This is a genomic window from Vibrio sp. bablab_jr001, assembly GCF_016464285.1.
Taxonomy (GTDB): Bacteria; Pseudomonadota; Gammaproteobacteria; order Enterobacterales; family Vibrionaceae; genus Vibrio; species Vibrio fluvialis.
This window is the reverse complement of record NZ_JACDWZ010000102.1, coordinates 61,646-76,096: the sequence shown is the minus strand read 5'-3', so window position 1 is coordinate 76,096 and position 14,451 is coordinate 61,646. Positions and strand designations below refer to the sequence as shown.

General features: G+C 53.0%; 15 protein-coding genes. 12 read left to right on the top strand and 3 right to left on the bottom strand.

The annotated features are described in order from the left end of the window. Positions 1 to 18: 18 nt before the first annotated feature. From JIG40_RS18440 to JIG40_RS18430, 3 genes are read left to right on the top strand one after another with little or no spacing between them, the layout of a single operon-like run. Positions 19 to 1,395, top strand: coding sequence for a cache domain-containing protein (locus tag JIG40_RS18440; RefSeq protein WP_020328252.1), 1,377 nt, complete (start codon positions 19 to 21; stop codon positions 1,393 to 1,395). Further along, positions 1,392 to 2,021: a response regulator transcription factor gene (locus tag JIG40_RS18435; RefSeq protein ID WP_020431656.1), complete on the top strand. Its 630-nt coding sequence runs from the start codon at positions 1,392 to 1,394 to the stop codon at positions 2,019 to 2,021. The genes JIG40_RS18440 and JIG40_RS18435 overlap by 4 nt, the downstream gene beginning before the upstream one ends. After that, positions 2,021 to 3,004 carry a LysR family transcriptional regulator gene (locus JIG40_RS18430; protein WP_020431658.1) on the top strand — a complete coding sequence of 328 codons (984 nt, stop codon included), beginning with the start codon at positions 2,021 to 2,023 and terminating at the stop codon, positions 3,002 to 3,004. Before JIG40_RS18435 ends, JIG40_RS18430 begins: the two co-directional genes overlap by 1 nt. Positions 3,005 to 3,045: 41 nt before the next feature. On the opposite strand, the gene JIG40_RS18425 is transcribed toward JIG40_RS18430, so the two are convergent. Then, positions 3,046 to 3,768 (bottom strand): glutamine amidotransferase, encoded by a 723-nt coding sequence (locus tag JIG40_RS18425; protein ID WP_024373124.1) that lies wholly within the window; start codon positions 3,766 to 3,768, stop codon positions 3,046 to 3,048. 286 nt (positions 3,769 to 4,054) lie between these two features. Between JIG40_RS18425 and JIG40_RS18420 the strand changes: the two genes are divergently transcribed. Both JIG40_RS18420 and JIG40_RS18415 read left to right on the top strand, forming a co-directional pair. Further along, positions 4,055 to 4,858: a MetQ/NlpA family ABC transporter substrate-binding protein gene (locus tag JIG40_RS18420; protein WP_024373123.1), complete on the top strand. Its 804-nt coding sequence runs from the start codon at positions 4,055 to 4,057 to the stop codon at positions 4,856 to 4,858. A 228-nt stretch (positions 4,859 to 5,086) separates the two neighbouring features. Then, the gene (locus JIG40_RS18415) at positions 5,087 to 5,326 is read left to right on the top strand and encodes a YdcH family protein (protein ID WP_020328258.1); all 240 of its coding nucleotides are present in this window, start codon (positions 5,087 to 5,089) and stop codon (positions 5,324 to 5,326) included. Between the two features lie 154 nt (positions 5,327 to 5,480). On the opposite strand, the gene JIG40_RS18410 is transcribed toward JIG40_RS18415, so the two are convergent. After that, positions 5,481 to 6,236, bottom strand: a complete 756-nt coding sequence (locus JIG40_RS18410) for a helix-turn-helix transcriptional regulator (protein WP_199465810.1) — start codon at positions 6,234 to 6,236, stop codon at positions 5,481 to 5,483. Between the two features lie 139 nt (positions 6,237 to 6,375). On the opposite strand from JIG40_RS18410, the gene JIG40_RS18405 reads away from it, so the two are divergent. From JIG40_RS18405 to pstB, 5 genes are all read left to right on the top strand, one after another. Next, positions 6,376 to 6,765 (top strand): nuclear transport factor 2 family protein, encoded by a 390-nt coding sequence (locus tag JIG40_RS18405; protein ID WP_047460712.1) that lies wholly within the window; start codon positions 6,376 to 6,378, stop codon positions 6,763 to 6,765. 278 nt (positions 6,766 to 7,043) lie between these two features. Next, positions 7,044 to 8,087, top strand: coding sequence for a phosphate ABC transporter substrate-binding protein PstS (gene pstS, locus JIG40_RS18400; RefSeq protein ID WP_024373120.1), 1,044 nt, complete (start codon positions 7,044 to 7,046; stop codon positions 8,085 to 8,087). A 19-nt stretch (positions 8,088 to 8,106) separates the two neighbouring features. Beyond that, complete coding sequence (gene pstC, locus JIG40_RS18395) at positions 8,107 to 9,054, top strand: phosphate ABC transporter permease subunit PstC (RefSeq protein WP_158129084.1); 948 nt, start codon at positions 8,107 to 8,109, stop codon at positions 9,052 to 9,054. After that, a complete protein-coding gene (gene pstA / locus JIG40_RS18390; RefSeq protein ID WP_024373118.1) occupies positions 9,051 to 9,878 on the top strand; it encodes a phosphate ABC transporter permease PstA in 828 nt (275 codons plus the stop codon). The genes pstC and pstA overlap by 4 nt, the downstream gene beginning before the upstream one ends. A 22-nt stretch (positions 9,879 to 9,900) precedes the next feature. Beyond that, positions 9,901 to 10,740 carry a phosphate ABC transporter ATP-binding protein PstB gene (pstB, locus tag JIG40_RS18385; protein ID WP_238778982.1) on the top strand — a complete coding sequence of 280 codons (840 nt, stop codon included), beginning with the start codon at positions 9,901 to 9,903 and terminating at the stop codon, positions 10,738 to 10,740. A 92-nt stretch (positions 10,741 to 10,832) separates the two neighbouring features. Here the strand turns inward: pstB and JIG40_RS22910 are convergent, their stop codons facing one another. Further along, complete coding sequence (locus JIG40_RS22910) at positions 10,833 to 12,689, bottom strand: glycoside hydrolase family 3 N-terminal domain-containing protein (protein WP_244662695.1); 1,857 nt, start codon at positions 12,687 to 12,689, stop codon at positions 10,833 to 10,835. A gap of 217 nt (positions 12,690 to 12,906) precedes the next feature. Between JIG40_RS22910 and JIG40_RS18370 the strand changes: the two genes are divergently transcribed. Both JIG40_RS18370 and yghU read left to right on the top strand, forming a co-directional pair. After that, positions 12,907 to 13,395, top strand: a complete 489-nt coding sequence (locus JIG40_RS18370) for a GNAT family N-acetyltransferase (RefSeq protein WP_199465809.1) — start codon at positions 12,907 to 12,909, stop codon at positions 13,393 to 13,395. Positions 13,396 to 13,543: 148 nt separating this feature from the next. Next, positions 13,544 to 14,404: a glutathione-dependent disulfide-bond oxidoreductase gene (gene yghU, locus JIG40_RS18365; RefSeq protein ID WP_199465808.1), complete on the top strand. Its 861-nt coding sequence runs from the start codon at positions 13,544 to 13,546 to the stop codon at positions 14,402 to 14,404. Positions 14,405 to 14,451: the final 47 nt, after the last annotated feature.

The following is a 14,451-nucleotide window of genomic DNA, read 5'->3' as shown; positions in this document are numbered from 1 at the left end:
GATGAGGCCAGAGTTTTCATGGGATTGATCAGTAACCGTAAGCTGACGGTGAATATCTTGCTGCTGTCGATTGTGCCGCTGATTGTGGTGGTCGGCATTGTGGCCAGCATTCTGTTCAGTCAGGCCAGAACGCTGGTGGAAGATCAGGTGCAGCTCACGCGCAACAACGTGCTGGCGGCGAAACGTCAGGAGTTGCAACAGTACGTCGAACTGGCGCTGAAAAGCATCGAACCCTACTACCGCGATGCGCAGCTGGAAGAGGCCGAGGCCAAGCGTTTGGTGTCGGAAAAGCTCAGTCAGCTCACCTATGGCCGCGACGGGTATTTCTTCGTCTACACCTGGGGCGGCGAAGCGCTGGTGCTGCCGTATCAGCCGGAACGTGTCGGGCGCAATTGGTGGGATGTGGAAGACTTTCACGGCAAAAAACTGCTGCAGGAGCTGATTGAAGTGTCCAAACAGGGCGGTGGGTTTGTCGAGTATTACTGGCACAAGCCGTCGACGCAGGAGCCGCTGCCTAAACTGAGTTACGCCATCGCGCTGGAAAAATGGGGCTGGATGCTCGGCACCGGCGTCTATCTGGATGATATCGAGCGTCAGATTCAGCACATGCAAAGCGGCTTTGACCAGAACATCGGCAAAAGCAGCAGCGCTTTGTTTGGCGTGGTGTTTATTGCGGTATCGGTGATTGCCGGGCTGGGCGCATCGCTCAACCTGAATGTGCGCCGTATGGCGAACGAGCAACTGAGCCAGCTTAACCAGCAGATCATCAATTCGCAGGAAAATGAGCGCCAGCGCGTGTCGCGAGAGCTGCACGATGGCGTGAACCAGTTGTTGGTGGCCGCCAAATACCGGATTGATAACGTGCAGCGCGAGCAGGATGAGCAGCGTAAGCAAACCGAGCTGGAAGCGAGCAAAGAGGTGATGGAGCACGCGATTGTCGAGCTGCGGCGTATCTCGCGTGATTTGCGCCCGCCGCAGCTGGACGATTTAGGGCTGGTGGCGGGTATTGAAGCGTATCTCAATGATCTGCGCCGCCGCACCGATTTGGAACTGGTGTTTGAACACGATATCGACGGCGTCGAGATGGTGGCCGAAGTGGAAACCACCTTGTATCGCGTGGTGCAGGAGTCGCTGCATAACGTGGAAAAACATGCCGACGCCAGTGGCGTGGATGTGGTGATGCAGCGCGAAGGACGGCTGCTGATCCTCACCATCAGCGACGATGGCAAAGGCATCACCAAAGAGCGATTGAAACAGAAAACAGCGCCGCAGGATCACATGGGGCTGCAAAATATGAAGGAACGGGTACAGGCCATTGGAGGCCAGTTTTCGGTGTCGAGTGAGGTGGGCGAAGGCACTGAAATTCGCGTCAGTTTGGACATGGAGTTTGTATGATAAAGCTAGTATTGGCCGATGATCACCGCTTAATGCAGGATGGTCTGAAATCGCGTCTGGAACGGGAAGATAACCTCAGCATTCTGGCTTGTGTCGGTACGGGAGACGACGCATTGGATATGACGCGCAAGCTCAAGCCGGATGTGCTGCTGCTCGACATCAACATGCCGCGCATGAACGGTTTGGAGGTTTTGGAGCGCATTCAGCAGTCGAATCTCAGTACCTCGGTGATCATGCTGTCGATGCACGACAGCAAAGACTACGTGATTCGCGCCGTGAAAGCGGGTGCGAAAGGGTATGTGCTCAAAGACGTCAGTTCGGATGAACTGGTGCTCGCGATTAATCAGGTCGCGCAAGGGCGCTCGTACCTCTGCCCGCAGGCGTCGGATAAGCTGCTGGAGCAGTTCAACGAAAAGCCCGCCGAGCGTGATGAAACGCTGTCGAAACGTGAATCGGATGTGCTGAAAGCCATTGTCAGCGGTTGTGGCAACAAAGACATCGCCGATACGCTGCACATCAGCGTGCGCACGGTGGAAACGCATCGTTTGCGCATCAAAAAGAAACTCGGCGCGTCATCGACCGCCGCGCTGGTGAAACTGGCGCTGGAAAAAGGCTTGGTGAACTGATGGCGGGGCCACTGCTTTCAAGTCGCCAGCCGATTCTGGATAAGATCCTGTTCTTTTGCGTGGTGATGCAAACCGGATCGTTCAAAGAGGCCTCGCAGCGACAGGGCATTTCGGCTGCAGCAGGCAGCCGCTGGGTCAAAGAGTTGGAAGAGACGTTGTCGGTTGAACTCATCAAACGCAGCACGCGCCAACTGGCCGCGACCCAAGCGGGGCAACTGTTGTACGAACGCTTTGCGCCGATGATTGGCGATATCGATACGCTGTGCGAAGAGGTGCAAAACCTCAGCGAGCAGCAGCAGGGCGAAATCCGCCTCTCGTCGACGCCGCTGTTTGCCCGCCAGTATCTGACCAAAATCGTGGCTGAATACATGGCGCAGCATCCTAAAGTACATTTCAAAATCTTTATTGAAGCGGGGGAGTTTGACCCGCTTACCATCGATTTTGCCTTTCGCGCCATCGCCACGTATGACGGTGAACCGGTGGAAGATTCGTTGCTGATCCGCAAACGCCTGCTCAGTGAACCGCTGTATTTGTGCGCCTCGGAACGCTATCTGGCCGAAGCGGGCACACCGACCACGCCGCAGGAACTGAAAGAGCATCGCTGCTTGTATGCACGCACTTTATTGGGCGGCAATCGCTGGTGTTTTGAGCGCGACGAGCAGCCGGAAATTGTCACCATTCGTGATGCGCTGGAGTGCGACAACAGCGAAATGCTGCTCAATCTTGCTCAGCAAAGTGCGGGCATTGCTTATCTGCCGCATTCGCTGGTGGAGCCGTGTTTACGCAGCGGCGAATTGCGTCATGTGATGCCGCAATATCGCTGCGCGAGCTTTGACATCTTTCTTTACTATCGGCCTCGGCATCCGATGCCAGAGCGTTGCGCCAGCTTTAAACGTTACCTGCTTGAGCGAGTGGAAACGCTGCAAAAACAAGGGCCAGCGCATGACGCTGACCCGGAGAGTGCTGTGCATGCCACGCCTTAACGCGCGGATGTGTGCGTAGTGGTGTGGAAGTGAGAGTGAACTTACTGCGCCTGACAGCAGACGCGGGCAAATTGCAGCAGGACCTGTTTGGCTTGCTCTGTTTCGGTGACCTGAGCGCTTTTCGCTGGGTAGTCGTCTTCAAATTCGTGTTTCAGACCATCAAGCGACATCTGCATGATCTCGGGTGTGAATTCCGGATGGAACTGCACGCCCCAACACGCACTGCCGACACGGTACGCATGATGCGGTTCAAAATCGCTGCGCGCGAGATGAACGGCGCTCTCTGGCAGCGTCAGCACCGATTGGTAATGAACCGCTTGCGCGCCAAATTGCTCAGGCAAATGCGCGAAAATCGCATCGTCATTCGCCGCAGGTTCTTTGGCGATCTGCACTGTGCCGATTTCCAAGCCTTGCGGGTGATAACCGACAACGCCACCGAGCGCTTGCGCAATCAACTGATGGCCAAAGCAGATACCCAGCAGGGGAATTTGGCGCTCAACCAACTGAACAATTTCGTCGGATAACCGCAGCATCCACGGCTTTTTCTCGGAAGCCATCGCCAGCGAACCCATGATGATGACACCCGCTAAGGTGTCGAAATTTGGCAGTGCGTGCTGCACGCCGTCATGGAATTCGATGTGAATGTCGTGCTGCTCGACGCCCTGCGAGCGAATTGCGCGCAGCGCCCACTCTTCAAAATCCCCGAACTTTTCCAACTGAGCTTGCGGCGCCTGACCGACATTGACGATGAGTAGTGTTTTCATACGCTTCCTTACGACTGAATATGCTGACAACTGATGAGTATTCATTGGCCGTTCTGACCGCGGCCGAATCTTTTCAACTGAGTCCTAATCTAGAGAAATCCCCTAAGTACTGCAATGGCTATTTCTTCTCAGCCACTTTCATCAAACGGGTCGAATTGTGTGTGTTGGCTCGCGTTCTCTACTGCGCAAAAAATTGAGTTGCATAAAATTTTTGCGAGAGTAGTATGGCGGTTTAGATGGCTAAACGTCTATTGGCGTGAAACTCGCACAGAATATGGAGAACAAAATGAAAGGATTGAAGAAAGTTGGTCAGTGGGCGTTGGTGGCAACCCTGTTTGCTGGTTTAACCGCATGTGGTCAGAACGATCAGGCGGAGATCAAAGTGGGTGCCACAGTTGGCCCGCACGCACAAGTGGTGGAAGCTGTCGCAAAAGAAGCAGCGAAACAGGGCCTGAATGTGAAAGTGGTGGAGTTTTCCGACTACATTACGCCAAACGCGGCACTGGAAGATGGCAGCATCGACATCAACAGCTACCAGCATCAACCTTTCCTGGATAACTACAACAGCAGCCACAACTCGCACTTGGTTTCGATTGGTGAATCGATTCTGATGCGTATGGGTGTGTACTCGAACAAATATCACACGATTGAAGATCTGCCAGACGGCGCGCGCATCGCGATTCCAAACGATCCAACCAACGGCGGCCGCGGCCTGCTGCTGTTTGCTGATGCGAACCTGATCAAACTGCGCGACGGCGTAGGCTTTAAAGCGTCACTGAATGACATCGTTGATAACCCAAAACAGTTCCAGTTTATCGAAGTGGATGCGGCGCAACTGCCACGCACACTGGATGACGTAGACGCCGCAGCAATCACCATGAACTATGTGATGTCTGCCGGTCTGGATCCGAAAAAGCAGGGCATTTACTTAGAGTCGAAACAGGCACCGCTGGCGGTCATGGTGATTGCAACGCGTGAAAAAGACAAAGACAACGAAGCGTACAAGAAATTTGTGCAAATCTATCAATCGCAGCCAATTCGTGACTTCATGCAAGATACGTTCAAAGGCACGATTGAACCTGCTTTCTAAGCATTTTCTCTTCAGTTCGACGCTTTTAAGCTAAGTTACTGAATACAAAAAGCCATCGAAGTTCCCGTCGGTGGCTTTTTTCTTTTGTTGATTGGGGCAAGATCTCAGATGCGCCGACTGTCTCATTGATGAACTTGAGTCATGAGTAGAGAGTGCTAGAGTTAGTGATAGTTCTGCTCAAAATGTGAGCGGAATATTTGTGTCACCCATTAACTCAACGAGGTTTCTATGCTAGGCGAAAATCACTCTTTAGCGAATGAATATCCAGAACATCTGGATACCATCAGTCAGCTAACCGCGAGCGATGAGGCATTTGCAGCAAATGCGTCGAACTACAATTCACTAGACAGAGAAATTCGAAAACTGGAGCTCAGAGGCGCGCCGATTGACGACCACTCCATGAATTCGATGAAACTCAACCGAGCAGAGCTGAAAGACTGGCTACACAGCAAAATCATGAACATGTGATTTGCCACTCTTACCGGTGACCAAACACCGGCTCAGCCAAGGCAGCCAATCACCCTTGAGGTGTTGCGCTCAGCCTGACGAGAAACCACCCGGCCGGGTGGTTTTTTCATGCGCCTAATTTTGCTTCGTCACGCACTTTCGATTGTTTCAATTATTACTCACTCATACCAGTCAAAAGCGGCCGCTGACGCAGGTACAGCTTGGGCGTGACGCCGAATCGCTGGCGAAACAGCTGAATGTAGCTGCTGGAGTTGTCGTAACCCGATGCCAGCGCCACTTCGGTGATGCTCTTGCCCGCTTCGAGCAAGCTCAATGAGTGGAGCAGGCGGCTTTGTTGGCGCCAATGCACAAATGTCATGCCCGTTTGTTGGCGAAACAGGCGATGCAGCGTTCGGCTGCTGAGGCCAAAGCGCTCAGCCAGTGCTTCTTGGCTCAGGCGATTCTCCGGTTCGGCAATCAAATAGTTGGCGAGCTTGCGCGCTCGTTTATCTTCCGGCAGTGGCAATTGCAACGGGGTGGCGGGTGCGTGCGAGATTTCACTGCCGAGCAGCGCCAGCCACGCCTGCTCACGAGTGTCTGAAGCGTTACATTCGGCGCCGGACAGCCGTTTGAGCAGCGCCGTGATGAGATCGTCGCAACGAATCAGTTTGGGGTCTGGCATGGCATCAAACATTGTTGCGTCTTGCACATACAGCAGTTCGCCTTCCACATCGGTAATCACCTCGGTTCGGTGCCGGCAATCGGCGGGTATCCAGGCTAAACAGCCGGAGGCCACCGTCCAGCGCTGCTGCTCGGCTTCGACCATCAAAATTCCTTGGTTCACCCAAAACAGCTGACCTTCCTGATGAGAGTGCCATTCAGTGATCGCGCTTTGGGGATGCTTGAGTGAGGCTCGGCGAATCACGCTCATTTGGCGGAAATCCTTTATCGTTTGTCTGAATGTCCGAATTCTGCCATGTAAAGCGGCTGTAGCATAGAGAACAACATGGCGCAGTGAAGACGATAAGCGCCCATGTTGCGGATTCAATTGATGAACTGAGGAGAACAATATGGAACTGAAACGCTTAACTCATGCCGCGCTGCTGGCGGTCATTGAAGCTGAGCATGTCGATGAGCGCGAGGTGGAACGTTATTTCGCGTCCAGCTATCAACAAGTGGCCGATGGCGCTGTGCTGAACCTGAGCGAGTTTAAGCAGCACCTGCTGACCTTAAAACAACTGACGCGGTCGATGACCGTGACTGTCGTGGCGATGGCGCAGCAGGACGAACATGTGTTCAGTCGCCATCAGGTTAGCGTCGAGAAACGCAATGGAGAACGCAGTATGGTGGAGGTGATCGCCCATTTTCAGTGGCGAGAGGGCAAAATTGTGCGTTGCGATGAACTTTCACGCGTGATTGACGGTGACCAGAGCGACAGAGCACTGGCGTCTGTGCGGTAATTCGGTGAACGGGTTTTTTGTGCGACTGGGTTGAACTCAGTTGAGTGAGGTTGATGAAAAATTGAGCGCCGTGTAAAGCGCTCAAATCCCCGATTTTAGATAACTAAACTTATCAAAAAATAACCAATATGATAAATATTCTTTTTAAATCAATGAAATAACAAAATCGTCACAAAAATGTCATCGGGAGTTTTTAGCGTGTCCCCTGTAGCGCGCTGTCGATTTACTGAACAAGGAAGTCGGTTCAGCGATTCTCAAAGAAAATATCGGGGTTCACGATGAAAATGATGAAATCTACGCTTTTGGTGTCACTAGCACTGTGTGCTTCTGGCTCAGCATTCGCTGCCACCACATTGAATGGTGCGGGCGCGACGTTCCCATATCCGGTTTACGCCAAATGGGCGGAAGCGTACCAAAAAGAGACAGGTGTGCAAATCAACTATCAGGCGATCGGTTCTGGCGGTGGTATTCGTCAGATTGAAGCGAACACGGTTGATTTCGGCGGTACAGATGCACCACTGGATGTGACGGAACTGAACAAGGAAGACATGATTCAGTTTCCAATGGTGATGGGTGGTATCGTACCCGTGGTGAACATTCCTGGTGTCAAAGCGGGCGAACTGAAACTGACGGGCTCTGTGCTGGCGGATATCTATCTGGGCAAAATCAAAAACTGGAACGATGCGGCGATTGCTAAGCTCAATCCGAACGAAAAGCTGCCTAAACTACCCATCTACGTGGTTCACCGCTCTGACGGTTCAGGCACGACGTTCAACTTTACCGATTATCTGTCGCGCGTGAGCAGTGACTGGCAATCAAAAATTGGTGTGGGTAAAGACATCAACTGGCCAAGCGCGGCGACCGATATCGGCGGCAAAGGGAACGCGGGTGTTGCGAACTACGTGACACGCACCAAAGGCTCTATCGGTTATGTGGAATACGCTTACGCCACGCAAAATCATTTGGCTTACACCCAGCTGCAAAACAAAGCCGGCAAGTTTGTTAACCCAACAGCGGCGAGCTTCCAGGCCGCAGCGGCGAATGCCGACTGGGAACACGCGCCGGGCTTTAAACTGATCCTCAACGATCAGCCGGGCGCGGCAACGTGGCCAATGACCTCCGCGACATTCATTCTGATGCACAAAGATCAGAAAGACATGGCAAAAGCGCAGGAAATGCTGAAGTACTTCACCTGGAGTTACCAGCACCCAGAAATGGCACAAAACCTCGACTACGTGGCGATGCCGGAATCGGTCGTGAAACTGGTGAACAAGACCTGGAAACAGAATCTGGTTTCCGATGGTCAAGCCGTGATCCGTTAAGCCTAGGATGCCCCGGTGTATGCCGGGGCACAGTCAGAGTGTTATGAATAAAGCGATTTCTCGATATCAGCCAGATAAGATTTTCTCCGCTGTCAGCTTCCTCAGCGCGCTGATGGTGTTTGCCGTTCTGCTCGGCCTCATCCTCTCTCTGCTTTCTGGCAGCCAGTCGGCGTTGACGACGTTTGGTTTGTCGTTTGTCTATCGTGACGTCTGGGATCCGATTAATGGCGAGTTTGGCGCGGCTGCCGCCATTTACGGCACCTTGGTCAGCGCGTTCATTGCTTGTTTGATCGCGGTGCCGCTGTCGCTCGGCATTGCGGTGTTTCTGTCAGAACTCGCACCACGCTGGGTCAGCGCGCCCGTCGGTAAAGCGATTGAGCTGCTGGCTGCCATTCCCAGTATTATTTTCGGTATGTGGGGTTTGTTTGTGTTCTGCCCGTGGTTTTCCGACAGTTTTCAAATGTGGGCCGGAGAACATCTCGCGGAATGGCCACTGATCGGTCCGCTGTTCAATGGTCCGCCGATCGGAATTGGCTTGCTCAGTGCCGGCATCATCCTCGCGTTTATGATTCTGCCGATCATTACGTCACTCACGCGCGATGCGCTGGCGTCGATTCCCAATATTTTGCGTGAAACGGCCTACGGTATTGGCGCGAATCCGTTTGAAGTGATCACCAAAGTGCTTTTACCAAGCGTGCGCCGCGCGGTATTAAGCGCCTGTATTCTCGGGCTTGGCCGCGCGTTGGGTGAAACTATGGCGGTGACGTTTGTGATTGGCGGAGCGAACCGCATTCAGGCGTCGCTGTTTATGCCGGCCACCTCGATTGCCTCGACTATCGCCCAGCAGTTTAACGAAGCGACGCAGCCGATTCACATCGCCTCACTACTGGGCCTTGGCGTGCTGCTGTTTGCCATTACGTTGGTGGTGATGCTGGTCGCGAACAAATTGGTGGGAGTGAAAAAATGAACACCAGACGCATCAAAAATCGCCTGTTTCAACTTTTCTGTTACGGCTCGGCTGCCATGGGGTTGCTGGTTCTGGCGAGTATTCTCTACACCCTGATTTCACGGGGCTTGTCCGGCATCAATCTGGCGCTGTTTACTGAGATTACGCCAGGGCCGGGCAGTGCGGGTGGGTTGAAAAACGCCTTTATCGGCAGCCTGGAAATGACCTTTCTGTCGATCTTCATCGCCACACCGATTGCGCTGTTGGCAGGTACTTGGCTGGCGGAGCAGGAAGCCGACAGCAAGTGGGCACAGGCTATTCGTTTTCTGAACAACATCCTGATGAGCGCGCCGTCGATACTGGTCGGCCTGTTTGTTTACGCGCTGATCGTCGTGCCAAGCGGCGGCTATTCGGGCTGGGCGGGGTGTATTGCGCTCGCCGTTCTGGCGCTGCCAACCATTATTGCCGGCACAGAAGAGATGCTTCGCCTGGTGCCAAGCACACTCAAAGAAGCGGGCCGTGGTCTCGGCGCGGCCAACTGGGTGGTGGTGTTTAAACTCTGCTACCGTTCAGCGGCTTCTGGCCTTATCACCGCGATTCTGTTGTCGTTTGCCCGCATTGCAGGGGAAACCGCGCCGCTGCTGTTTACCGCGCTCAACAGCAATTTTATGTCGACCGATTTCTCCGGTCCGGTCGCGAATCTGCCCGTCACCATCTATCAATTTGCGATGAGTCCTTACGAGAGCTGGCAACAGCTGGCATGGTCGGGCGCGCTGATGGTCACGCTGTTCATTCTGCTGGTGAACATCAGTGCGACCTATTTGCCTAAGCTTTTCAAAAGGTGAGAACCATTTAAAGGTGAGAACCATGAATAACAACATAGCAACCACGATTTTGTCTCCCGCCACCACTGACGTAGAGACCTCGGTGCAAACACAAACCGCCACGGCAAGCGAGGTGGTGCTGGATATTCGCGATCTGAATTTCTACTACGACCGCAAAGGGGAGCGCGCGTTAAAATCCGTGTCGCTGCCGATTTATCAACATCAGGTCACGGCGCTGATTGGCCCGTCGGGCTGTGGTAAATCCACCTTGTTGCGCTGCCTTAACCGAATTTACGCGCTGTATGGCCATCAACATGCCGAAGGCATGATTGGCTATGAAGGCGCTAATCTGCTCGATTACGCAGACCTCAACGAACTGCGATCCAAAATCGGCATGATATTCCAAAAGCCGACGCCGTTTCCGATGTCGATTGCCGAAAACATTGCCTTTGGTTTGCGTTTGCAAGGCCACAGCAAGGCAGAGATTGACCAGAAAATTGAGCAAGCGCTCAAAGCGGCGCACTTGTGGCAGGAAGTGAAAGACAAGCTCAATGCCGATGCGCACAGCCTGTCTGGCGGTCAGCAGCAGCGTTTGTGTATCGCTCGCACTATCGCGCTGGAGCCGGACATCATTTTGATGGACGAGCCCACTTCCGCGCTCGATCCAATTGCCACATCGGCGATTGAAGAGCTGATTGGCGAGCTGAAAGAGAACTTCACCATCGTGATTGTCACGCACAACATGCAGCAAGCGATGCGCATTTCCAATCACACGGCATTTATGTATCTCGGTGAGCTGGTGGAATTTGGCCCGACGCGTCAAATGTTTCACCAACCCAAACAAGAGCGTACCCGCCGTTATATTTCGGGCGACTTCGGATAAATCCGCCCACCAGAGCTACTCTCTTGCACCGATGGGTAGCTCTGTTTTCTCTTTTATTTTCTTCAGCCCCCTTTATGGAGGGCGAGTATCGTTCAACCCTGCTGCAAAGACTTGCGATACTGCACTGGCGACATGTTGGTGTGGGTGCGGAAAAAGCGGGAGAACACTGACTGGGACGAGAAGAAGGTAAGTTCGCTGATTTCACTCATGCTCTTGTTGGTTTCCGAGAGAAGTTTGACCGCTTTGTTGAGCCTTACCTGATTGTAGATATCGGTAAAACACTTGTTCTCGATGCCGAGTTTTTTGTTCAGCGTCCAGCGGCTGATTTTGAGTGTGTCACACACTTTTTCCAGCGTGCGATCACCGCAGTTCTGTTCGTCTTTCTCTATCAGCGTCGATAGCAGATTTTCGACGCTGTGAGCGAAGGTGCTGTTATTAATTTCTTGTTTTGTATGGTCTAAATTATTTTTCTGAAGCTGATAAAGTTTGCGGTTAAATAATGGGTTCGCTTCATTTAAATCCGGAGACTGAATAAGAAGATAATTTTCGCTTTGGCCGAAATGACAATGTGTGTTGAATTTTTCATTGACCACAGAATAAGGCATTTGATTGCCGTGTCTGACCCCTAATTCCAACGAAACGTCCGGTAAATATTGACTGATAATATCGCGAATGAATGCAAAGTTTGCTAATGCGCTGGAGACTTTAGGATTGGGGCCAGTGTCGGTATAAGTGATTCGCAACGTGTCGCCGCTCTCACTCACTTCGCACTCATCGCAGCTGCCGATCAGCTCGGCATGTGTATCCAGATCCGGTTGGTTTGAGAAGTGGTAGCCGTTGTAAGACGGTGTTTTTTGTACCTGTGTCAGAATGGCGACCACGCTGCTGTCGATGTCGGTCATGCTCAGCGTTCCGGCATCATAAGAGGCTTGCAAATCGGCTTTCACGCCGCCCGGTTCAATCAAATCGTTGCCCGCGCGGACTTGCTTGGCTGCCGATTCGGCATCGCGCCCGACGTAGCTGGTGAAGTCGCTCGAGAGGCCGGAGACGTTGCCTGCAAACCAGTCTGACATGGCCAGACCTTTAAAGCCCCATTCATTGCGCAGGATGCTGGTCATGATGTCTTTGCGTTGGTTGACGTAGGTACCGTTAACTAGGTTGTAAGAACTCATGATGGCCCATGGCTGTGCGTCTTGCACCGCAATCTGGAATCCACGCATGTAGATTTCGCGTAGCGTACGTGGGTCAGCAATGGTGTCAGAGAAGAAACGGTTGGTTTCGGCGTTGTTGGCGACAAAGTGTTTGATGGTGGCGCCAACATCGTTGGACTGAATACCGCGCACCATGGCCGCGGCGATTTTGCCCGACAGTACCGGATCTTCTGAGTAGTATTCAAAGTTACGCCCCAGCAGCGGGTTACGTTGAATATTCATGCCCGGCCCGAGCAGAAAATCGACGCCGTACTCTTTCACTTCATTACCCTCGGCGGTGCCGACTTTCTGCACTAAATCGGTATCCCAGGTAGAGGCGAGTAGCGAGCCGATCGGCCAGGCAGTGGCGTAGTAAGTGTTGTCGTCGTTATCACGGGTTTGGTTGATGCGCAGACCCGCAGGGCCATCCGCCAGTTTCACCGCCGGAATATCCAGTTTGCGGTTTTTAACCCCGTTGATGTAGCCGGCCACACCACTGACATCGGTGCCGCTGGTCAGGTTGATCGGTTCAATACCTTCGTAGGTGGTGAGATCCATTCCCGGCCCGGAGAGAATATCCAGCTTCTCACTCAGACTCATTTTCTTCACCATCGACTCGGCTTTCTTGCGGTACTTGATACCGCTCTCTTGCAACTGAGTGTGGTCGGTTGAAGTCGCCGCCGATGCGCCGCCGGCCACGGCAAAGGCGACGGCGAGGGTGAGGATTTTCGGCAGAGGTAGCGTTTTAAAATCAGACATGGTTTTCCCTTATTGTTATGACATGTTTCCTGTGAGCGTTCCGGTCTGAAACCGGTTTTATTTTTCACTCGCCATGACTTTAAGAGATCACCACCGCGGCTCGCTGTGCATTTCGGGGAAATATTTTGCATCTCGGTGAAGTGTTTCAAAATGTGATATTCATTTGAGGAATGCGTGTGAATAGTGAAAACTGGGTTTTCGATGCAGGGAGAGACGTGTGGTGATTACCAATATTGACGACGCGGTGTGGCCGGGAATTCTGGCGGTACAACACGAAATGTACACCGAAGTCGCGCCGGAAAAACTGGCGGTGTTACAGAGCAAGTGGCGTCACTCGCCGCAGAGTTGTTTTGTGTTCCGGACGGGAGATAAGGTCGATGCGTATGTTATTGCCCATACCTGGAATCGGGCGCAGCCTCCCAAACTGCATAAAGAACTGCCCTCAGACTGCGCAGGCGAAACGCTGTTTTTGCACGATCTCGCCGTCTCAAACCGGGTGGCGGGTCGGGGCATCGGCTCGCGATTGGTGAAGCGTATCGTTGATGTTGGCGTCGCTCTGAACTGCGCCGAAATCCGTTTGGTATCGGTTCAGGAATCCGCCGCGTTCTGGGAGCGCCACGGCTTTACTCCCTTGGCAGACGTCGAAGTGTCGGAGTGTTATGGCGAAGGAGCGTGCGTGATGCGCCGGACTTTGCATTCGTTTTGAAAGAGAAACGGCACGGCGGCGGTCTTATTCTCACTCAGACCAAGCCATAACTGAAGGTTCTAAGTAAATGAGCAAATAGGGGTTTTTATCTTCACCAACCACCCCTATATCTTGTAGTGCCGAACTCCAACAAAGATAAGGAAACACAATGGCAAACCAATACGTACCACCAAAAGTTTGGACCATGGACAGCGAAAACGGCGGTCAGTGGGCCAGTATCAACCGACCAGACTCCGGCGCGCGCCATGAGAAAACGCTGCCGATTGGCGAGCACCCGATTCAGCTCTATTCGATGGGTACGCCGAACGGCCAGAAAGTGACCATTATGCTGGAAGAGCTGCTGGCGCTGGGCGTGAAAGACGCGGAGTACGATGCATTTTTGATTCGTATTGGTGAAGGCGACCAGTTTGGTTCCGGCTTTGTTGACGTCAACCCGAACTCTAAAATCCCTGCCATGGTTGACCGTTCCGGCCCTGAACCGATTAACGTATTTGAATCCGGCAACATCCTGTTTTATCTGGCTGAAAAATTCGGTCACTTGCTGCCAACCGAAGCCGCGCCACGTGCGCAGGTGATGAACTGGCTGTTCTGGCTGCAAGGTTCTGCGCCGTATCTGGGTGGTGGCTTTGGCCACTTCTACGCGTACGCGCCAGAGAAATTTGAATATCCAATCAACCGTTTTGCGATGGAAGCCAAACGTCAGTTGGATGTGTTGGATAAACAACTGGCGAAAGGTACCTTCATTGCGGGCGAAGCGTACAGCATTGCCGATATCGCAATTTGGCCTTGGTATGGCAACCTGGCGCTGGGCAACGCGTATAACGCGGCCGAGTTCCTTGATGTGCAGAGCTACAAGCATGTACAACGCTGGGCGAAAATGATGGCTGAGCGTCCTGCTGTGCAGCGTGGTCGCATTGTTAACCGCACCATGGGCGAAGAGTGGGAGCGCATTGATGAGCGCCACAGCGCCGCGGATATCGATGCCGCTCTGGCAAAAAAGCCGGCCTAACGGCAGCTTAAGCGGCGCTCGCTAACCGCTTAATAAAACACGATCTC